Genomic DNA, 20,798 nt, shown 5'->3' on the forward strand with positions numbered 1-20,798 from the left:
CAGCGCGGCGGCCAGCACGGTCACCCCGGCGCGGCGCGGCCGGACGGCGAACGAGCCGCCGGACGGAGCGCCTGACGAGCGGCCTGACGAGCCGCCGGACGGACCGCCGAACCGGCCGGTGCCGAGGGCCAGGCCGGGCCGGCCCATGGGCCGGGCGGCACCCCGAACGCGCTGTTCGGAGCCCTGATCGCCGCACGAGGGGTCGTCGCCCTGGAACCGCACGCTTCTCCTCGCCCCGCTGCCGTACGTCGTGGTGGTGATGTGAGCGCTGAGCCCATCACCAGGGGCGGAACGTGTCAACGCAGCTGACCGAACTGCCGGTAATGCCCGGACCGGGGGTTGTGGAGCGGGCGGGCCGAGGTGTGTCGAGGCGTTCGGTGGGAGCGGCCGGAGCGGCCGGAATGTGCCAAAGCCCCGTCAGGGTGCGGACACGGTAAGTAAGCTGACATGGTCCCGGCCGTCACCGGGGAGCACCGCGCCGACCGCCGTGCGCTCCCGGCGCCGGCCGCGCGGAGCCGTCCCCGCCGTCCTCTGGAGGCAGGCATGGACCGCGTGGAGGGCCGTATCGAGGCAGGCGCTGACCGCGCGCGCCTCGCCGTGCTGCACGGTGTGGCCACGTCCTACGAACCCGCCCCCGGGCAGAGCGTCCCGGTCCCGGAGGACACGGTGGTCGCCGTCCTCGCCGCGCTCGGCGTCGACGCGTCCACCCCGCGGGCCGTGCGCGACGCCCTGGACGCCCACGCCCGCGCCGAACGCAACCGGCTGCTGCCCCCGGCCGTCGTCCTGCGCGGGTCCGCCCGGCCGTGGCTGCCGCAGGGCCGGACGGGCCGGATGGGCCGGATGGGCCAGCCAGGTCGGGCCGCGCAGCCGGGTCGGACGGAGCAGCCGGGCCAGCCGGGCCAGCCGGACCCGTCGGACTTTCCGGGCCTGCCCGACGGCACCGCCCTCCGCGTCGAGACGTCCGACGGGCAGTCCCTGACCTGGGACGCGGGGGACGCCTGGGACGAGCCGCTGCCGCTCGGCACCCACCTGCTCCGCGCCCGGACGCCCGACGGGCGCTCGGCCGCCGCCCCGCTGATCGTCGCCCCCGAGCGGGTGCCGCAGCCGCCCGAGCGCTGCCACGGCTTCCTCGTCCAGCTCTACTCCCTGCTGTCCGCCCGCTCCTGGGGCATGGGCGACCTCGGCGACCTGGCCGAGCTCGCCGCCTGGTCGGGCCGGGCCTTCGGCACCGACTTCCTCCAGGTCAACCCGTTGCACGCGGGCGTCCCCGGCACCCCCGGGCAGCCCGCCGACCCGTCCCCGTACCGGCCGTCCTCCCGCCGCTTCCCCGACCCGGTGCACCTGCGCGTCGAGGAGATCACCGAGTTCGGGCGGCTCGACGGGCCCGCACGGGAGGAGGGGCAGCGGCTGCTCGCGGCGGCGGCGGAGCTGAACGCGGCCGTCCTCCGCCGGGGCGAGCCCATCGACCTCGACGCCGTCCGCGCCCTGAAACTGCGCGCCCTGGAACTCGTCCGCGCGGTCCCGCTCGGCCCCGGACGGCGCGCCTCGTACTGCGAGTTCCTCGCCGAGCAGGGGCAGGCGCTCGACGACCACGCCACCTGGTGCGCCCTCGCCGAGGCGCACGGCCCCGACTGGCACTCCTGGCCCGGCGGCCTCAAGGACCCCAGGTCCGCCCGCACCGCCAGGGCCCGGAGCGAGCTCCTCGACCGCGTCGACTTCCACTGCTGGCTCGCCTGGCTCACCGACCGTCAGCTCGCGACCGCCCAGCGCGCCGCGCGCGACGCCGGGATGCGCGTGGGGCTCGTCCACGACCTGGCGGTGGGCGTGCACCCCGGCGGCTCCGACGCGTGGGCGCAGCAGGAGTCGCTCGCCGCCGGGATGTCCGTCGGCGCGCCCCCCGACGCGTTCAACTCCCGCGGCCAGGACTGGGGCCTGCCGCCCTGGCGCCCCGACGCCCTGCGCGCCACCGGCTACGCCCCTTACCGCGACCTGCTGCGCGGGCTGCTCCGGCACGCGGGCGCGCTGCGGATCGACCACGTGATGGGGCTGTTCCGGCTGTGGTGGGTGCCCGAGGGGCGCGAGCCGGGGCAGGGGACGTACGTCAGGTACGACGCCGACGCCATGCTCGGCGTCCTCGCCGTGGAGGCGCACCGCGCCGGGGCCGCCGTCATCGGCGAGGACCTGGGCACCGTCGAACCGGGCGTCCGTGAGGCACTGGCCGAGCGCGGTGTGCTCGGCACGTCCGTCCTCTGGTTCGAACGCGACTGGTCGCGCGGCGCCCGCCGGGCCGAGCCGCTGCCGCCCGGGCGCTGGCGCGCGGGCTGCCTCGCCACCGCCACCACCCACGACCTGCCCAGCACGGCCGCCCGCCTCACCGGCGACCACGTCGCCCTCCGCCACCGGCTGGGCCTGCTGCGCCGCCCGCTCGCCGTCGAACAGCGCGAGGACGCGAAGGGCGTCGCCGAGTGGCTTGCCCTCTTCGGCCGGCTCGGGCTGCTGCCCGAGGGGCCCGGCGACGAGGAGGCCGCCGTCCGGGCCGTCCACCGCTTCCTGCTGCGCACCCCCGCGCGGATGGTCGGCGTCTGGCTGCCCGACGCGGTCGGCGACCGGCGGCCGCAGAACCTGCCCGGCACCTGGAACGAGTACCCGAACTGGCGGCTGCCCGTCGCCGACCCCGCCGGCCGGCCGCTCTCCCTGGAGGACCTGGCCGCCTCGCCCCGGCTGCACGCCCTGATGGACGAGATCCGCTCGCAGGCGGCCCGCCCTCCGGCCGGGCCCCCGAAGGCCACCCCGGACGCGCGCGGTCCACGGGGGTCCGATACTTTGAGCCCGTGAGCAATAAGAAGATGAACGCCAAGCGCGCCGGGGTCGTGTCCGCCGGCACGCTGCTGATGCTGCTGATGTCGTCCCCCGCGTTCGCGCTCACCCGCGACGACGGCGACGACCCGGGCCCCGGCCTCAGCGTGATCAACACGCTCGGCCTCTACGTCGCCGCGCCGATCGTGCTCTTCCTCGTGATCACCGGCCTGACGATGGTGCTGGCGCGCAACTCGGACAACGTGCGCACGCACGACACGCACTACCCGCGGACGTCGCGCTAGTCCTTTGCGGGGGCGCGCCCGGTGCGGGTGCGCTCGTGGCGCGCTCGCGCGCTTCGCCGTATCGGTACGCACGCCGGACGGGCCCTCCACGGTCCGCCCGGCGTTCGGCGTACCGTTCTGCCGGCCGCCGCGGGCAGCCGACCCGTCGGCGTTCACGCCGGTGCTACAGCAACGGGTCGACGAGGGCGAACGCGGCGCAGCAGACGCCGAGGAGAGCCAGCCCCCCGAACACCGTCAGGCCGAGGGAGACGAAGGCGCCCAGCATGACCGCGTGCCGCCTGGCTTTCCGGACTCTGATGCGGTTCGGGTGCGCCGCGTCGTAGGTGAGCTCCGCCGTCTTGGAGTCAGTCGGCCAGGGGGCGTCGTTGGCGGCGTGGGTGCGCTGGACGCCGTGGGCGTCCCGGTACCGGTACGTGTAGCGCATGGATCCCTGCGTTCCGAGCCGGGTGTCCGCCAGGTCGGCGACGACCGTCACCCCGCGGGCCCACAGCCCCCAGCATTCGCGGGCGTAACCACCGATCGCCTTCAGGCAGATCAGGGACGGCAAGAGGGGCAGCGGAGCGATCGCCCAGAGGAAGACCGGCAAAGCCGGATCCCGCGCGACCGCGATGATGTACACGAGCCCGGTCACGTAGAGCGCCACCGACGCCCACCTGATCCGCGCCGTGCGGGAGAGCGGCCGTCGCCCTGCCGTCGGGACCGGGGCCGTGCGGACGAGGGAGCGCCCGTCGATCCGTCGCGCCTCCCGGTCCCGGACCGGTAGCGCGGCCTCGAAGCCCGCCGCGAAGGCCCGTACCGCCGTCGCGCTGCGGCACCGCACCGCGTACGTCCGGCCGCCGTCGCCGCTCGGCGAGGTGAGGACGATCCGTAGGGTGCGGCCTCCGGGCCCGGCGCTCCGCACGCGCTCGACGGCGGCCGGCGGGATGGTGGTGCGGGTGCCCCGGCGGTCCAGCAGCACACCCTGCGGGTCCAGTTGCACACGGGTGCCCCAGCCGCGCAGCACCAGGGCGGGAGGAACGGCTATGGCCGACTCGTCCGTCACAGCGCTCACAGTAGGGCGCTCCCGGCCGTCAGGCCAGGGACGTTTGGCAGGGCCTCACCAGTCCCGCCGCATCACCCGCACCGCCTCAAGCGCGACCGGCACCGCGAAGTACAAGCCGAGCCCGAGCAGTACCAGGCTGAGGGCTCCGACGGCGGCGTGTGCGGGGAAGCTGATTCGGTCGCCGGGGGTGTAACTCCGTTCCGGCGCCCGGGGGTCGTAGCGGATCGGTGTCGTCCGGCCGTCCGCGGACAGGGGCCAGCCGTGGCTCTCGTGGTGGTGGTCGGTGCCCTCCCGGTCCGTGAACGTGTAGTGGTACACGGCCGGTTGATCGGCGTCGTCGGGGTCGTCGCCTCGGTGGACGGCGGTGAGGGTGCCGGTGGCGGCGACACTCCGGAAGCGCAGGAGGCAGGCGGTGTAGGCGGTGGACGCCGTCAGGCGGGCGAGCACCAGGCCGGGGAGCAGGAACACGCCCGCGCGGAGCCAGTCGGCGAGGGCGGTGAAGGAGGCGAGGGAGCGGCCCAGGTCCTCCGAGGCCAGGAAGACGACGGGGAGGGCGGCCACGTAGAGGACCACCAGGAACCGGAGCGTCAGGCTCCCACCGGCCGCCGCCCGCACCGCCCGCACCGCGCGCGCCGGGCCGCGACCGATCCTCTCCGTGCTCGTCAGCCGCCGACCGTCCCGCCGCGCCTGGTGCGGCGTGCGGGGCGGCAGGGAGGACGCGAGGGCGGTGGCGAAGGCCCGGAGAGCGTCCGCGTCGTCGGACCGCAGCGTGATGACCTCGCCCGCGGCGTGGGGTGCGGTGAGCTCGATCCGCAGGGTGCGGCCGCCCGGGCCGGGAACGCCGGGAACGCCGGAAACGCCGGGAACACCGGGAACGCCGACGCGCTCGATCGCCTCGAACGGGACGTGGCGGCGCGTCCGCGTCCGGACCAGTACGACGGCGGTGTCGTACAGGAGAGCCGTGGTGCCCCCGGCGGGGAGGGCGGCCCTGGGGTGCTCGGTCGTCGCCGTTTCTTCGGACATCCGAGCACCCTAGAGCCGCGTGGGTCAGACGGCCGCCGCCGCGTCCGCCGCCTGGGCCTTCAGGGCCCGCTCGACGCCCGCGCGGGACTCAAGGACGAGCCGGCGCAGACCCGCGCTCGGCTCGGCGGAGGCCAGCCAGGCGTCCGTCGTGTCCAGGGTCTCCTGGGAGATCTGGAGCGCGGGGTAGAGGCCGACGGCGATCTGCTGGGCGACCTCGTGGCTGCGGGTCTCCCAGATGCCCTTGACGACGGAGAAGTACTTCGCCGCGTAGGGCGCCAGCAGCTCGCGCTGGTCGGCGACGACGAAGCCGCTGATCACGGCCTCCTGGACGGCGTTGGTGAGCCGGTCGGACTCGACGACCGACGCCCACGCCTCCGCCTTGGCCTCGGCGGTCGGACGGGCCGAGCGGGCCGCCGCCGCGTGCTGCTCGCCGGCCGAGGTGCGGTCGCGGTCGAGCTCGGCGGCGATGGCCTTCTCGTCGGCGCGGCCGGTGATGGCGAGGCGGGTGAGCAGGTCCCAGCGCAGGTCGGTGTCGACGGCGAGGCCGGCGACGAGCTCGCTGCCCTCCAGCAGACCGGCCAGGAAGTCCAGGTGCTCGTCAGTGCGGGCGGTGGCGGCGAAGGCGCGGGCCCAGGCGAGCTGGTGGTCGCTGCCCGGCTCGGCCGCGCGGAGCTGCTCCAGCGCCGCGTCCGTCCACTTCCGGAGGCCGGTCTCGCGCCAGTCCGGTGCCGCGTACAGGTCGAGGGCCAGCTTGACCTGCCGCTGGAGCGACTGGACGACGCCGATGTCCGACTCTTTGGCGATGCCCGAGAGCACCAGCTCCAGGTAGTCGCGGGTGGCCAGCTCGCCGTCGCGGGTCATGTCCCAGGCGGAGGCCCAGCACAGCGCGCGCGGCAGCGACTCGGCGAAGTCGCCGAGGTGGGCGGTGACGACGCCCAGCGACTCCGCGTCGAGGCGCACCTTCGCGTACGACAGGTCGTCGTCGTTGAGCAGGACGACGGCCGGGCGCCGCTGCCCGACGAGGGCGGGGACCGCGGTGAGCTCGCCGTCCACGTCCAGCTCGATCCGCTCGGTGCGGACCAGCTTGCCGTCCTTCAGGTCGTACGCGCCGATCGCGATCCGGTGCGGGCGCAGCGTCGGCTCGCCCTGCGCGCCCTCGGGCAGCGGGGTGGCCTCCTGGCGGACGGCGAAGGAGGTGATGACGCCGTTGTCGTCCGTGCTGATCTCGGGGCGCAGGACGTTGATGCCGGCCGTCTCCAGCCACGCCTTCGACCAGGTCTTCAGGTCGCGGCCGCTCATCAGCTCCAGGGCGCCGAGGAGGTCGGAGAGGCGGGTGTTGCCGTAGGCGTGGGTCTTGAAGTACGCCTGCACGCCCTGGAAGAACTTGTCCTCGCCGACGTACGCCACCAGTTGCTTGAGCACCGAGGCGCCCTTGGCGTAGGTGATGCCGTCGAAGTTGACGAGGACGTCGTCCAGGTCGCGGATCTCGGCCATGATCGGGTGGGTGGAGGGCAGCTGGTCCTGCCGGTAGGCCCAGGTCTTCATGGAGTTGGCGAACGTGGTCCAGGAGTGGGGCCACTTGGAACCGGGGGCGGCGGCCTGGCAGGCGACCGACGTGTAGGTGGCGAACGACTCGTTCAGCCACAGGTCGTTCCACCACTTCATGGTGACGAGGTCGCCGAACCACATGTGCGCCAGCTCGTGCAGGATCGTCTCGGCCCGCACCTCGTACGCCGCGTCCGTCACCTTCGACCGGAAGACGTACTGGTCGCGGATGGTGACCGCGCCCGCGTTCTCCATCGCGCCCGCGTTGAACTCCGGCACGAACAGCTGGTCGTACTTGGCGAAGGGGTAGTGGTAGTCGAACTTCTCCTGGAACCAGTCGAAGCCCTGCCGCGTGACGTCGAAGATGGCGTCCGCGTCCAGGTACTCGGCGAGCGACGGCCGGCAGTAGATGCCCAGGGGGACCGTCCGGCCGTCCTTCTCGTAGGTGCTGTGCACGCTGTGGTACGGGCCGGCGATCAGCGCGGTGATGTACGTGGAGATGCGCGGGGTCGGCTCGAAGCGCCAGATCCGGTCCGCCGGGACCTCCGGCGTGGGCGAGTTGGAGATGACCGTCCAGCCCTCGGGGGCCTTGACGGTGAACCGGAACGTCGCCTTCAGGTCCGGCTGCTCGAACGAGGCGAAGACGCGGCGGGCGTCCGGCACCTCGAACTGCGTGTACAGGTACGCCTGGTCGTCCACCGGGTCCACGAACCGGTGCAGGCCCTCACCGGTGTTGGTGTACGCGCAGTCGGCGACGACGCGCAGCTCGTTCTGCCCGCCGTGCAGCGACGGCAGGGCGATCCGGCTGTCCGCGAAGACCTCGGCCGGGTCCAGCGCCTCGCCGTTGAGCACGACCTCGTGCACGGTGGGGGCCACCAGGTCGATGAACGTCTCGGCGCCGGCCTCGGCGGAGTCGAACCGCACGACCGTCTCAGAGCGGAAGGTCCCGCCCTCCTGCGCGCCGGAGAGGTCGAGGTCGATCTCGTACGCCTCCACCGTCAGCAGCGTGGCCCGCCGCTCGGCCTCTTCGCGGGTCAGATTCGTGCCTGGCACCTGGCCATCTCCTTCGCATCACGCGTGTCATGACGTTCCCGGCCATCCTTCCACGGCGGCGGCGTCGGGCGCCTGCCGTGAGCCCTGCCGTGAGTCCTGCCACGAGCCGTCCGCCGTGAGCCGCCAGGCCCGGTGCGCGCGGACCTGGAGGCAGCCGGTGGGGACGTGGTGGACGCCGATCCCGGCGGCGACCCGGTACAGCGGCGACAGGTGCTCGTCGAGCGCCCACAGCTCCGGGCGGGGGATCTCGTCGAGGAGCGGCTCGCCGTCGTCGAAGTCGTAGTCGAACCGGACGGGCCCGGGCGCGCCGGTCCAGCGGACGACGTCATGGCCGTGCCCTTCGACACCGGTGCCGGCGACTCCGGGGCCGAACGCCCGTATCTCCTCCGGCGGGCGGAGCGTCAGCTTCCAGGACTGGTCCTCCGCGGCGGTGACGAGGACGTACGTGGGGGTACCGGGGGCACCGGGGGTACCGGGGGTACCGGGAGCGCTGGGGACGTTGGGGGTCGCGCGCAGTGGGCCGTGCGCCGGGCGTGGGGTGTGCGCGCGGGTCACCCGGACGCGGGCCAGCCCGCCGGCCTCCAGGCTCGTGACGTGCACGGGCCCCGCCTCCGCCGTGGTCAGCGTGAGCGCCGCCGGCGGGCCGTGGTGGACGAGGACGTCGCAGCCGGTGCCGGTGACTCCGCCGGCCGGCGCCTCGTCGGTCAGCGGGCGGGCCGCGGAGAGCGGACGGAGGCGGAAGCGCCAGCGCGTGAGGGCACCGAGCTCCAGCCGGGTGGCCTCCGCGCCCTTCGTGAGGCCGGTGAAGAGGAGGCGGCGTCCCTGGAACCCCTCGTCCTTGGAGATCAGCTCGCGCGTGTCGCCGTAGGGGTCGATCTCGGTGACCGCGAAGAAGTCGGAGCCCTCCAGGTCGTACTCCAGGATCACCGGCGAGCCGGGGCACGGGTGGGCGATCTCGACGACCTCCAGGTTCCGCCCCTGGCCCGCGTACTCGGCGAGCACCCCGTCCGCGGGCTCCGGCTCGGGCACGGCGTCCGGCAGGGCGGCGAGCGACCAGGGGCCGTCGGCGTCGACGAGCAGCAGGCAGGGGCCCGCGACGGGCGTCACGTCGATGAGCGCGCCCCGCCCCTGGGCGAGCAGGTCGGCGCCGTCGCGGTCGGCGGGGTCGCCGCCGGGGTAGACGGCGCGCAGGGTGAGGCTGCCGCGGTCGGCCCGGCCGCCCGTGTGGTTGACCCGCAGGTCGGCGGCGGGACCGGAGTAGCGGAGCACGTCGGGGCCGGTGCCCTGGAGCGTGCCTGCCGGTTCCAGGAGGCGGGCCTCGGCGAGCGGCAGGAACGTCAGGCTCCACTGCCGTCGCGCCGTCACCCGCAGCCTCGGCGCCCGGCCGGCGCGCGGCGCGAACACCGCCCGCCCGCGGAACCGGCCCGTCCCCGCCATGAGCGGACTCGCCGTCCGCTGCTCCCCGTCGGCCGTCTCCAGCACCTCCACGGCCTCGACGGCCGCCGGCCCCCCGGGACTGGCGAACTCCACCAACACCGGGCCGTCGGGTAGCGGGCCTTCGAGGACGACGTCCTCGTCACCGTTGCCGGTTCGCTCCCACGGGGCGAAGGCGGTCGCGGAGGCGGGCTCCGCGGCCTCGGCGGCCGGAGCGAGGTCGGTGAGGGGGACGGCTTCCGCGGCCGGGGTTCCGCCGCTCGCGGGCGGTGTAATCCGGTCCCGTACCGCTCCGGCCGGGCCGTCGGCGAGCAGCGGGTCGGCGAGCGGCTGAACGTCGTCCGTGCGGCCGGCGTCCGTGCGGCCGTCGGACGGGAAGCCGTCCACCGGAGCCTCCGCCTCCGCCCCCGGCCCTCCGACGCCCGGCTCGGCCGAGACCGGACGGTTGGTGACCCGCCCGACCACGGCCCGCTCCTCCGCGAGCGGAACCTCCCGCGCGGGCGGTACGACGACGGCGAGGCCGACGGTCGGCGGATCGGCGACCGGCCGTTCCCGCTCCACCCCCGGCGCACCGCCGAACGGCGACTCCGGACCGGCCCCGGGAACGGGCGGCCTCAGAACGGGCTCGAACGGCACCCCCGCCGCGACCTCGGCCTCGTACCCGAGGGCGACGCCACCGGCGGCACCCTGACCGGCCGTGCCCTGGCCCTGAGCGGGCGCACCGGCCCCGGGCACGTCCGGAGCGTAGGAGGGCATCGCCGGCACACGCGCCGGGGGAGCGGGGACGGGACCGGCGGTGCCGTGCCCCTCGTACGCGAGCACGCCCGGCCCGCCGCCCTGCCGGCCGTGGCCCGACCCGCCGTCCGTCGGCAGGACCCCGTCCCCGGCCGGAGGACCGACGGCTTCCGGCGCCGTCGCGCCAATCCCGGGCCGCGCGCCGGACAGCGGTCCGTCGGCCTGGGGCGCGTGGGCCCCCGCGTCCGTCGGGTACGGCGGCTCGGCCCCGCGGCCGCGGCTGCCCGGGCCTTCCGGCCCTGTCGCACCAACCCCGGCCCCCGCGCCGGAAAGCGGTCCGTCGGCCTGCGGCGGGTGGACCCCCGCGTCCGTCCGGTACGCCACTTCTGCTCCCTGGACGTGATCCCCGAGGCCGTCCGGCACCGTCGTGCCGATGCCGGGCCCGGCGTCCGGCAGGGGACCGTCGGCCTGGGGCACGTAGGCTCCCGCGTCCGCCCGGTACAGCGGTTCGGCCCCAGGGCCGCGGCTGTCCGGGCCCTCCAGCGCTGTCGTGCCGATCCCGACCCCCGGGCCGGAAAGCGGGCCGTCGGTCTCGGGCGTGTAGCTCCCCGCCTCCGCCCGGTACGCCGGCTCCGCACCCGGCGCGTGCCCCCCGGCCTCCGCCGCGAACCGGTGATCAGCCGGTGCCAGGGGGTCGCCGGTCATACCCGCCGCGTACGCCTCGCCGCCCCCGAGGGCGACGCCGTTCCCGTACGTCCCGGTGTCCGCCGGGGTCCCGTCGCCCGGGCTCCCCGCCGCCCCCGCGCGGTGGGCCTCGACCACGCCGCCGAGGCCGGAGGCGTATCCCCTCAGGACGGCCGCGAACCGCCAGCCGCCGTCGTCCTGCCGCCGGAACTCGCCGAAGACGGCGGCGGTGGCGGTCGCCACGGCGGTGCCCCCCACGTCCCCCGCGTTCTCCGCGTCCGGCCCGGGGCCCGGGAGCTCTCCGAGCTCGTCGGAGCCGCGGGAACCCGCCCCGCCCCGCCCGTCGTCGTCGAAGCGCACGCCGTCCTCCACGGCGACGTGGGCGACGGGGTCGCCGCCGGCCGTCGTGACGGCCAGGCCGAGGCCGGGGACGCGGCCGAGGGCGCGGCCCTTCGTGGCGGCGGCCACGACGATTCGTGTCACGTCCGGCTCGATCAGCGCGGGGTCGACCACCAGCCACTCGGCCACCAGGCCCGCCTCGCCCTCCGAGGTGCCCAGGTGGAGCACGGCACCCGAGGGGTGCCCGGCGTGCTGGGAGGAGACGAGGTCGACGTCGGAGCGGAGCGTTCCGCGCGCGTCGAGGAGCAGGGCGGCGACGGTGAGGGCCCCGGCGTCCGGGAGTGCGGGCACGGCGGTCCAGGTGACCGCCGCGTGCAGGGGCTCGGCCGGGACGGTCAGATGTTCGCCTCTGGCTATCCGGTTCATGAACGGCACTCTGCCACGGGGGTCGGACAGTGCGACTCGAATTAGGCCCGGGGAGCCCCCGCGCATGCGGAAGGGCGGGGCCCGAAGGACCCCGCCCCGTACGACCCGAAGCGGCTCAGCCGCGCAGCTCCGCGGCCACCAGCTCCGCGATCTGCACCGCGTTCAGGGCAGCGCCCTTGCGCAGGTTGTCGCCGGCGACGAAGAAGGCGAGGCCGTGCTCGACCGTCTCGTCGACGCGCACGCGGCCGACGTAGGTGACGTCCTTGCCCGCAGCCTGGAGCGGGGTCGGGATCTCGGACAGCTCGACGCCGGGGGCGTCGGCGAGCAGCTCGTAGGCGCGCTCGACGCTCAGCGGACCGGCGAAGGAGGCGTTGACCTGCACCGAGTGGCCGGTGAAGACCGGGACGCGGACGCAGGTGCCGGAGACCTTGAGGTCGGGGATCTCCAGGATCTTGCGGGACTCGTGGCGGAGCTTCTGCTCCTCGTCGGTCTCGAACAGGCCGTCGTCGACGATCGAGCCGGCCATCGGCAGCACGTTGAAGGCGATGGGCCGCTTGTAGACGCCGGGCTCGGGGAACTCGACGGCCTCGCCGTCGTGCGTCAGCTCCGTCGCGCGGTCGGCGACCTTGCGCAGCTGCCCGTCGAGCTCGGCGACGCCGGCCAGGCCGGAGCCGGAGACGGCTTGGTAGGTGGTGGCGACGAGGCTGCGCAGCCCGGCCTCGCGGTGCAGCACCTTCAGGGCCGGCATCGCGGCCATCGTGGTGCAGTTCGGGTTGGCGATGATGCCCTTGGGCCGGTCGGCGATGGCGTGCGGGTTGACCTCGGAGACGACGAGCGGCACCTCGGGGTCGCGGCGCCAGGCGGAGGAGTTGTCGATCACGACGGCGCCCTGCCCGGCGACCTTCTCGGCGAGCGCCTTGGAGGTGGCGCCGCCGGCCGAGAAGAGGACGATGTCCAGCCCGGTGTAGTCGGCCGTGGCCGCGTCCTCGACGGTGACGTCCGTGCCCTGCCAGGTGATCGTGGACCCGGCGGACCGCGCCGACGCGAACAGGCGCAGCTCCGTCACCGGGAAGTCGCGCTCGGCGAGGATCTTGCGCATGACTCCGCCGACCTGTCCGGTGGCTCCGACGATTCCGACTCTCACAGGGGGCTCCCATTGCTCATATAGGCCACATGCGTCACTTCCGGGGACGGTGGGCCCGGTAGGCGCGGTTCCATCATGCGGGAGCGGGGGGCCCGAAAGTCCAATCCATTGTCCGGAGGGTGGGACGACGCGGGCGTGCCGGAACGGTTTCCGGCCGTCACTCCGGCGAGTGACCGGTCGCCGTAACAGGTACGCGGAGACGAGGCAGGCCGTACGTTCCGCCGAACAGACGGGAAACCGCGGAATGTCCGGAGCGCCGGCATATGGGAGGCGGGAAATGAGGGGACGGTCGTGGTGTGAGGTGCGTTCCGAGGCGCTGGAGCGCCATCCGTGGCTCGGTTCCGACGAGGCCGTGGCACAGCGCGCCCGGGAGCGTTTCGCGGCGATCGACGCCGACATCGCCCGGACCGGGGCTATGCCCGCTCCCGAAGGGGCGGAGCCCGGATTCTCCAGCGAGGAGCTCGCCGCTGCTCGGGCCGGCCTGGCCCGGGCACTCGCCGCTGCCCGGGAGACGGCGTGACCTCACCCCAGGTGCGCGATGCGCACGACGAGGATCGTCGACTGCCGTCGGTGTTCCTGGTACCACATCATCAGGCGGCCCTCGGCGTGGTCCAGGAGCCGAGAGACACCGGACTCGTGGGACGGCGGGTCGCCCAGGTACCTGACCGAGGCCGCGTCCGCCAGTCGCGCGGCGAGCTTTTCCACGTCGCGGCGCAGCACGGGGTCCAGGCCGCCGACGACATGCTCGGCATCGGGCAGGTACTCCCAGGTCCAGTCGCTCACTCCGCCGCCTCGCGGGCCGCCATGTCCAGCAGCGCCGCGATCTCCGTCGACGCGGCTCGCGCTTCCTCGAGCGTAGGGGCCCTGCCGACCGCCCTTTCCAGTTCGTCCAGCCGAGCGGCGCGGGAAGGGATCCGGCGCAGGGCGACGAACACCCCCCAGCGGTGCAGGAAGGTGTGCATGGGCACGGTGCTGTCCGTCTGGACGGCCTCCTGCCAGGCGGCGTGGAACTCCTGCTCGAAACGGACGGCGGCGCTCAGGTCGACTCTGGCGACCGCCACGCGGAGGGCCGCCTCGGTGAGCGGAGGCATGGGGAAGAGCGGTTCGTCCGGGTCGCGGTGGTGTGCGGGGTCTGCGCTCACGAGGCTGAATCTCCTTCGACGTCCACGCGTCACATCAGTCTGCCGTACCGATTCCCGACGGTACCTGTGCGACCGGAAAGAGCAGGGCGGGCGCCCGGAAACCGGACGCCCTCCCCTTCTCGATCCATCAGGAACCGGTCAGGAGACGACTTTCTCGATCGTCACGCTGCCGCTGCCCGCGACCGTGCCGCGCTCGTTGACGAGCTGGACCTCGCCGGAGAAGGTGCGGCCCTCGGGGGCCGCCCCGGCGACCACGACGTCGGCCGTGACCTGGGCGGACTCACCGTTGCCGAGCTTGACGGTCTGGCCGGCCGGGACCTTGACCTCGCCCAGGGAGGGGGCGAAGTAGACGTCCCGGTAGTCGTAGGCGGTGGTGCCGGAGGGCACCTCGTAGCCGACGACCTCGATCGTGTACTCGCCGGCGGCCGGCTTGGTCAGGACGACCTGCTCGTCGGAGCCGCCGCTGGTGGAGGAGCCGACCGGCTTGCCGTCCTTGGAGACGACCAGGTCGAGGTCGGCCTTGGGGTCGGCCGCGCGGCCGATGGACGCCTCGAAGCGGGTGACGCCCTCACCGAGGGTGACCTTGGTGACCTGCTTCTGACCCTTGGCGATCTCCTGGCGGGCGACCTTGGACGAGCCGAGGCGGCCGCCCTGGAGCTTGCCGTCGAGCTGGGCGAAGTTGTTGGTCGCCTTCCAGGTGACGGCGGCCGGCGTGCCGACCTTCGCCTCCTTCACCGTCTGCACGGCCGGGTCGAAGGACGCGCCCAGCACGGTGGCGGTCACCGAGTACGGGTTGTCCAGCAGCGGCGAGGTGCGCCGCGACTCGACCTCGATCTCCCAGACGCCCGGCAGCGGGTTGGCGTACGAGCGCACGTCCGGGCGGCAGGTGTTGGCCGGGTTGTTGTAGTTGGGGTAGCAGTTGATCGTGGAGGTCGGGTCGACCGGCACGCCGTAGGAGTTGATGGCGATGAACCGGGTCTGGCTGTCCTTCGCCAGACCGCTCATCGCGATCTCCAGCGTCTTGGCGCCCTTGGGCACGGTGACGAAGTACGACGTGCTGGAGTTGCGCTGGGCCGTACCGCTCTTCGCGACCCGGTAGGCGGGGGCGGCCAGCGGCTCCGCGGCGACCACCGTCGTCATGATCTGCTTGTCGACGCCCTCGGTGCGGTCGTCGTCCACGGTGAGGATCGCGCTGTGGATGCCCGCCGACTTCGGCTTCGCCGTGACCTTGACGGTGACGGGCTTGTTCAGCGGCAGCCGGACCTCGTCACGGCTCGCCAGCTTGAACGTTCCGTCGTTGTTGCGCCACTTCAGCTCGTGCCAGACGTCCTTGGCCGGGCCGGAGGTGCGGGTGACGGTGACGTCGTACGTCTTCGACTGGCCGGCCTTGAGGCCGCCCTCGCGGTCGTAGACGCCGGTGCCGAAGCCGGGGGTCTTCAGGGAGCCCGACAGGGCGGTGGAGACCGGGGCCTTCACGGCGTACTCGTGCGCGGTGGCCTTGTGGCGCAGCGCCTCCCACGCCTCGTTGATGTCGATCAGGCCGGAGCCCTGCTCGTACGCCTGGAAGCCCTTGATCTTCTTCGCGGTGCTGGTGAGGGCCGTGCGCAGGTCGGCGGGGGCGAGCTTGGTCCCCTTCTGCTTGGCGGCCGAGATCAGCAGCGCCGTGGCGCCGGTGGCCTGCGGGGCGGCCATCGAGGTGCCCTGGAGCATCCCGTAGCCCGGCGGCAGTTCGTAGCCGGACTCGGCGACGGGCGCGCCCGGCTCCCAGGTCGGCGTGGTGTTGATCGACGCGCCGGGGGCGGTGATGATCGGGGCGAAGCCGCCGTCCTCGCGCGGGCCGCGGGAGGAGAACGGCATCATCGCGTACTTGGTCCGCACCTCGGACCCGTAGTTGGCGGCCCAGGTCTCCTTGGAGACGGACGCGCCGACGTTGAGGACCTTGTCGGCCAGGGCCGGGTCGCCGATGGTGTTGGTGCCGGGGCCGCTGTTGCCCGCCGAGATGACGAGCTGGACGCCGTAGGTGTCGATGAGGCGCGTGTAGAGCTCCGAGCGGGCGTTGTTGCCGTCGTTGAGCGCCGGCAGGCCGCCGATCGACATGTTGACGATGTCGACGCCGCGGTTCACGACCAGGTCGATCATGCCCTCGGTGAGCGCGACGTTGGTGCAGCCGCCGCTCCAGGTGCAGGCGCGCGAGGAGACGAGCTTCGCGCCGGGGGCGGCGCCGTTCATCTTCCCGCCGAACAGGCCGTTGGCCGCGGTGATGCCCGCGACGTGCGTGCCGTGCTCGGACTCGATGACGCCGATGTTGACGAAGTCGGCCTTCTTGCCGGCCCAGTCGCCGCCCTTGGGGTCCATCGGGACGTCCTTGCGGACCTGCACGACGAACGGGATGCGCTCGGCGATGGCGGTCTTCGGGTCGTCCTTGCCGAAGTAGCCGACCTGGTAGCCGTCCTTGTACGGCTTCATCTCGGCGTCGTTCCGGAAGTCGCCGTCGTCGTCGAGGTCGACGCGGACGGTGCCCTTGGCCTTGTCGTAGAGGACGGCCCAGGAGTCGGTGGTGTCGCCGTCCCGGTTGAGGTCGCCCTTCATGTCGCCGCCGGCGGTCGCGCTCTCGCGGAACAGCGACACCTGGTACGAGCCCGCCGGGGCGGAGTACGTACGGCCGTTGAAGGAGAACGAGGGGCCGGCCGCGTCCCGCGTCATCGGCAGCCAGGTGCCGTCGTCGTCCGCCAGCGGGTCGGTGGACGTCACCCAGTCGACGATCTTGCGCTCGCCGGTGGTGGTCTTCTGCAGCGCGGGGTGGCCCAGGTCGATGCCGGAGTCCAGGATGCCGATGGTGACGCCCCGGCCGTCGGCCTTGGGGTGGTCCTCGACGAAGTCCACGGCACCGGTCTCGAAGGCCGGCTGGTACGGGTTCTTGGCCGGAGTCCGCTTGTCGGGCGCCGGGTAGGAGCGGCTCTTCGGCCCCTTGGCGCCCGCCACCGCGTCACCGCGCGGCGTCGGGTCGGGCAGCTTGATCTCCTGCTTGAGGTCGATGCCGTGCACCGACGACAGCTTCTGGGCCTCGGCGATCACGGCGTCGGCCTTGGCGGTGGGGACGGTCGCCCGGACGTAGCCGAGCTTGTCGTACTCCTTGCCCACCGAGGCGCCCTGGACGGAGTCGAGCTTCCCGGCGATCTGCTCCGTCTGGCCCGGAGCGGTGGCGATCATCATCGTGACGGTCCGCTCGCCCGCGGACTTGGCCTTGGCCAGCAGGTCCGCGCCGTGCGAGCCGAGCTTGTCCTTCGCGGGGTCGGCCGGCTTGACCGGACCCGGGGCCGGGGTACCGGCCGGCGGCTGCGGCCCGTCGGCGAAGGCGGGGGCCGCGCCCGTGGCGGCGAGTGCCACCGCCGCGGCGGCGGCGACGGCTATTCGGGACGCGCGTCTCGCGCCGCCGCGGGAGGCATGGCGAGATGTGGGGGTGGTCATGGACATCCCTGGCTGGTGAGTGAACGGCTGCCGACGGCAGGTCCGGATATCGGAACCGGATGGGGGCTCACTTTTATGGAAGTGACGGGCTTTTGGGGAGAGTTGCCAGGGCGGGAAAATATGGATGGCGTAAACCCGCCAGCGGGCACAGCGGGAGGAAGCGGGACGGAGGCCGCGAACCGTTTGCGGAGGGTTCGCCTGAGGGACGAGAGACGGGGGTCCACGGTTCAGCCATTCAGGGCAAACGGAGTACACCGGGAACGGCGGGGCCATAGGGTTTTCCGGGGCGCGTTCCCTGGCGGGTGAACGCTGAGTGAGGCTCAGCGTTCCAGGGGACGAGTCCTCTATGTCGGTTGCAGTAGCCAAGATCGATGTGAGGTGATCGGCGGCGACCGTTGCCGCCCTGTTCACGCCCAGGCCATCCGCGCTGCCAACGATCCTCGGTGACAGCAGCCGCAGACCGCCTGCACCTCCGCTCGCATTCGCGTTCGCACTCGGGGAGACCGCCATGCACAGCAGATCCGGCAGATCAGCCTCGCACTTCGACCGCCGCGGGTTCCTGGCCGCCGCCGGCGCCGTCGGTACCGGCCTCGCCCTGGGCCCCGCCGGCTCAGCCGCCGCCGACGAGCCCGCCCTCCAGAGCCCAGGCGCGCTCCCCGACGGCGGCGCGGCCGGCACCGAGACCGCGACGGCGGCCCCCACGGGCGCCGGCACCACGCTGGCCTCGGTCGCCACCCCGCGCGGCACCGGCGCGTACAAGCGGCTGGGCGACGGCCCCGGCTGGCCCCGCGTCGTCCGCACAGAGCTGGCCGCGGCGCGCGCCGACCGCACCAAACGGCGTACCACGATCGCGTCGTTCGTGCAGTTCACCGACTTGCATCTGACGGACGTCCAACACCCGCTCCGCTACGAGTTCTTCCGCGCCGGCGGCGAGGGCGCCTGGCGGCCGCACGAGGCGCTGACCCTGCCCGGCGTCGTCTCCCTCGTCGAGCGCGTCAACAAGCTGCGCCGCGGCCCGGCCACCGGCACCCCGCTCCGCTTCGTCATCACCACCGGTGACAACGGCGACGAGAACGCCAAGATCGAGGCCGAGTGGTTCCTCACCGCCCTCAGCGGCGGCCGGATGAACCCCAACACCGGCGACCCGCGCCGCTACGAGGGCGTCCAGAACAGCGGCCTCAAGCTCTACTGGCACCCCGAGAGCTCCCTCCGCGACCAGGACAAGGCCGTCGGCTACCCGCGCATCCCCGGCTACCTCAACGCCGCCATGCGCAGCGTCAACAGCCCCGGCCTCAACATCCCGTGGTACTCCACCTTCGGCAACCACGACCTGCTCTCCGGTGGCTGCTACCCGGCCGCCGGCTCGTTCATCTCCGACGTCGCCGTGGGCGGCAAGAAGCTCTACACCGTCTCCGCCGACGAGGCCAAGTGGCTGATGGACGGCGAGCTGCACGGCGCCGACCCCAAGGGCAAGCGCATAGAGGAACTGCTGCGCAAGCACAAGAAGGAGCTCCGCGGCGTCACTCCGGACGCCCGGCGCGTCCCGCTGACGCAGCGTCAGTACGTCGGCCTGCACCTGGAGCGCCGGTTCGCCGGCCGCGGCCCGGTCGGCCACGGCTACACCAAGGACAACCTCGACTCCGGCACCCTCTACTACAGCTTCCGCGTCTCCGACCGGGTCGTCGGCATCAGCCTCGACTCCACCGACCCCGGCGGCCACTACCAGGGCTCTCTCGGCACCGCCCAGCTCGACTGGCTGGACCGCACCCTCAAGGCGCACAGGAACGAGTACGCCCTGATCTTCAGCCACCACCCCAGCTGGAGCATGAACAACACCGTCCCCGACCCCGCCCGCCCCAAGGAACAGCGGCACGGCGGCGACGAGGTGATCGCCCTCCTCCAGAGCCACAAGAACGTCCTCGCCTGGATCAACGGCCACAGCCACCGCAACCGCATCCGCCCCCGCGGCACCTTCTGGGAGATCGCCACCGCCTCCCACGTCGACTACCCGCAGCTCGCCCGCGTCATCGAGATCACCGACAACCGCGACGGCACGATCTCCCTCTACACCACCCTCGTCGAGTCCGCGGCCCCCCACCGCACCGACTACCACGACCTCTCCCAGACGGGCCTCGCCGCCCTCTACCGCGAACTCGCCTACAACGCCCCGGGCGCCGACCGCACCCTCGTCGGCGAACCGACGGACCGCAACACGGAGTTGCTGCTCAGGCGGTGACGCGTCCGGCTCCCCGCAGGTGCCGCGTCAGCCGCTCCAGGGCGGCCCACCCGTCCCCGTGCGACGACCCGTCGCCCAGCGGGTAGTACAGGCCGGGCCGCCCGGGCGGGCCGACGCGGAGCGGGGAGCCGGCCGTCGGCGCACCCGCGGCGTGCGCGAGCCCCCCGTTGTCCCGGACGCCGTCGGGGCCGAGCGCGTAGGCGAGGGGCACGGGCGGGGCCTCGAAGCGCGGCGGCACGCTCAGGTCGCGGCGGGCCGGGCGCAGGTGGCAGACGAGGGAGCGCAGACCATGCCGGGACGCCAGGGTGTCGGCGAGCTCCGGCAGCGCCTCCACCGGCGTCCGCTCGCCCGGCGCGTATCCGAGGGCCAGGGTCACGTCCTCCGCGACACCCTCCCGCGTGCGGTCCACCCGCACCGTGGCGACGGCCGGGCGGTCCGGCGCGCCCACCACGACGCACCAGGTGGGGCGCGGGCTGCGGTGCCGCGCCAGGGAGGTCGCCTCCTCGCGGGACCACGGGAGGCCGGCCGGCTCGGCGGAGCCCCAGCCCGCGGGCGGCGCGCCGGTCAGGGTCCGCCAGGCGGCCTCGACGGCACCGCCCAGGACCAGGTCCTCGGAGGCGGGCAGGCAGGTGCGGAACGCGACCACGAGCTGCCGCTCACCGCTCCGGTCGACCTGCCGGAACGCGTCGGCGACCAGGGCCCTCCCGTGGGCGTCGGCGACGGGGGCGAACGTGCCGTCCCGCCAGCCGAGCACCGCCCCGGACAGCCCGTCGTAGTAGCCGCACCGCTCGTCCCGTACCACCCAGCGGGTCGGCGGACCGGTGAGGAGTGAACGGGTGGGGAGGGAGAGCCGGCTGTGGCCCGGGGTGACGATCTGGAGGCCCCGGTCCGCGTCCGCCGAGGTGCGCAGCGCCTCGGACAGCCGGCTGGTCATGGCGATCAGCGGACGGTCCTGGAGGATCACGGCGGCCTGCCCGGTGAGCACGTCGACGGCCGGGAGCCCGGGAGGCTCCGCGGCGGTGACGTCCGAGACGTCGACGAGGCCGCCGGCTTCAGGGACGTCCCCGGACGCGCCCGGCGGCCACACCGCGCCGCCCAGCAGATCGGTGAGCCGGCCCGCCACCGCGCGCGCCAGCCGCTCAGCCCCGGGGACGCCCGTGGCGGCCCGGATCTCCGTCCACCAGCCGGTGCCGTTCCCCACGGGGACCCCGAGCAGCCGCTCGGCCTCGCCTCGCACCCCCATCCGCAGCGGTGCCTCCACCGAGACCAGCGGGGCGCCGTCCCGGTCGCAGAGCTGGAGCACCGCCCCCTGCCCAGCCGTCCGCACCCCGGGCTCGGGGCCGCCGGCCAGCAGGGCGGCCATGATGCTCCAGGGGTCCGGCATCCCCTCGGTGAGCGCGATCACGTCCGTCGTCACGCGGGTTCT

General features: G+C 74.0%; 14 protein-coding genes. 4 read left to right on the plus strand and 10 right to left on the minus strand.

Annotated elements, in window-relative coordinates:
• Positions 1-222: hypothetical protein (locus JNW98_RS10045; protein WP_223767788.1), on the minus strand; the 222-nt coding region annotated here is incomplete at its 3' end.
• Between the two features lie 321 nt (positions 223-543).
• On the opposite strand from JNW98_RS10045, the gene malQ reads away from it, so the two are divergent.
• The gene (malQ, locus tag JNW98_RS10050) at positions 544-2,835 is read left to right on the plus strand and encodes a 4-alpha-glucanotransferase (RefSeq protein ID WP_223767789.1); all 2,292 of its coding nucleotides are present in this window, start codon (positions 544-546) and stop codon (positions 2,833-2,835) included.
• Positions 2,836-2,846: 11 nt separating this feature from the next.
• A complete protein-coding gene (locus JNW98_RS10055; protein ID WP_263420602.1) occupies positions 2,847-3,101 on the plus strand; it encodes a hypothetical protein in 255 nt (84 codons plus the stop codon).
• 163 nt (positions 3,102-3,264) lie between these two features.
• Here JNW98_RS10055 and JNW98_RS10060 read toward each other — a convergent pair whose 3' ends face one another.
• From JNW98_RS10060 to JNW98_RS10080, 5 genes are all read right to left on the minus strand, one after another.
• Positions 3,265-4,143, minus strand: coding sequence for a hypothetical protein (locus tag JNW98_RS10060; RefSeq protein ID WP_223767791.1), 879 nt, complete (start codon positions 4,141-4,143; stop codon positions 3,265-3,267).
• 54 nt (positions 4,144-4,197) lie between these two features.
• Positions 4,198-5,166 (minus strand): DUF3592 domain-containing protein, encoded by a 969-nt coding sequence (locus tag JNW98_RS10065; RefSeq protein WP_223767792.1) that lies wholly within the window; start codon positions 5,164-5,166, stop codon positions 4,198-4,200.
• A 24-nt stretch (positions 5,167-5,190) separates the two neighbouring features.
• A complete protein-coding gene (pepN, locus tag JNW98_RS10070; protein ID WP_223767793.1) occupies positions 5,191-7,764 on the minus strand; it encodes an aminopeptidase N in 2,574 nt (857 codons plus the stop codon).
• Positions 7,765-7,791: 27 nt separating this feature from the next.
• Complete coding sequence (locus JNW98_RS10075; protein ID WP_223767794.1) at positions 7,792-11,382, minus strand: TerD family protein; 3,591 nt, start codon at positions 11,380-11,382, stop codon at positions 7,792-7,794.
• Between the two features lie 115 nt (positions 11,383-11,497).
• On the minus strand, positions 11,498-12,526 hold the full coding sequence (locus JNW98_RS10080) for an aspartate-semialdehyde dehydrogenase (protein WP_223767795.1): 1,029 nt from the start codon (positions 12,524-12,526) through the stop codon (positions 11,498-11,500).
• Positions 12,527-12,803: 277 nt separating this feature from the next.
• On the opposite strand from JNW98_RS10080, the gene JNW98_RS10085 reads away from it, so the two are divergent.
• The gene (locus tag JNW98_RS10085) at positions 12,804-13,046 is read left to right on the plus strand and encodes a hypothetical protein (RefSeq protein ID WP_223767796.1); all 243 of its coding nucleotides are present in this window, start codon (positions 12,804-12,806) and stop codon (positions 13,044-13,046) included.
• 2 nt (positions 13,047-13,048) lie between these two features.
• On the opposite strand, the gene JNW98_RS10090 is transcribed toward JNW98_RS10085, so the two are convergent.
• The 3 genes from JNW98_RS10090 to JNW98_RS10100 form a co-directional block, all read right to left on the minus strand.
• A complete protein-coding gene (locus JNW98_RS10090) occupies positions 13,049-13,309 on the minus strand; it encodes a hypothetical protein (protein WP_223767797.1) in 261 nt (86 codons plus the stop codon).
• Positions 13,306-13,668 (minus strand): hypothetical protein, encoded by a 363-nt coding sequence (locus JNW98_RS10095; protein ID WP_223767798.1) that lies wholly within the window; start codon positions 13,666-13,668, stop codon positions 13,306-13,308. The genes JNW98_RS10090 and JNW98_RS10095 overlap by 4 nt, the downstream gene beginning before the upstream one ends.
• Before the next feature lie 138 nt (positions 13,669-13,806).
• Entirely contained in the window at positions 13,807-17,136 is a 3,330-nt protein-coding gene (locus JNW98_RS10100; RefSeq protein WP_223767799.1) for a S8 family serine peptidase, read from the minus strand.
• A 508-nt stretch (positions 17,137-17,644) separates the two neighbouring features.
• Between JNW98_RS10100 and JNW98_RS10105 the strand changes: the two genes are divergently transcribed.
• Complete coding sequence (locus JNW98_RS10105) at positions 17,645-19,372, plus strand: TIGR03767 family metallophosphoesterase (RefSeq protein ID WP_223767800.1); 1,728 nt, start codon at positions 17,645-17,647, stop codon at positions 19,370-19,372.
• Here the strand turns inward: JNW98_RS10105 and JNW98_RS10110 are convergent.
• Positions 19,362-20,789, minus strand: a complete 1,428-nt coding sequence (locus JNW98_RS10110) for a DUF6177 family protein (RefSeq protein WP_223767801.1) — start codon at positions 20,787-20,789, stop codon at positions 19,362-19,364. The genes JNW98_RS10105 and JNW98_RS10110 overlap by 11 nt on opposite strands.
• Between the last annotated feature and the right edge of the window lie 9 nt (positions 20,790-20,798).

The organism is Streptomyces huiliensis (assembly GCF_020037025.1).
GTDB lineage: Bacteria > Actinomycetota > Actinomycetes > Streptomycetales > Streptomycetaceae > Streptomyces > Streptomyces huiliensis.

Bases quoted from the DNA above. Each gene is read 5' to 3' on its own strand.
- JNW98_RS10075 (WP_223767794.1), bottom strand. From the start codon at position 11,382: ATGAACCGGATAGCCAGAGGCGAACATCTGACCGTCCCGGCCGAGCCC.
- malQ (WP_223767789.1), top strand. From the start codon at position 544: ATGGACCGCGTGGAGGGCCGTATCGAGGCAGGCGCTGACCGCGCGCGC.
- JNW98_RS10100 (WP_223767799.1), bottom strand. From the start codon at position 17,136: ATGACCACCCCCACATCTCGCCATGCCTCCCGCGGCGGCGCGAGACGC.
- JNW98_RS10105 (WP_223767800.1), top strand. From the start codon at position 17,645: ATGCACAGCAGATCCGGCAGATCAGCCTCGCACTTCGACCGCCGCGGG.
- JNW98_RS10065 (WP_223767792.1), bottom strand. From the start codon at position 5,166: ATGTCCGAAGAAACGGCGACGACCGAGCACCCCAGGGCCGCCCTCCCC.
- JNW98_RS10085 (WP_223767796.1), top strand. From the start codon at position 12,804: ATGAGGGGACGGTCGTGGTGTGAGGTGCGTTCCGAGGCGCTGGAGCGC.
- JNW98_RS10055 (WP_263420602.1), top strand. From the start codon at position 2,847: ATGAACGCCAAGCGCGCCGGGGTCGTGTCCGCCGGCACGCTGCTGATG.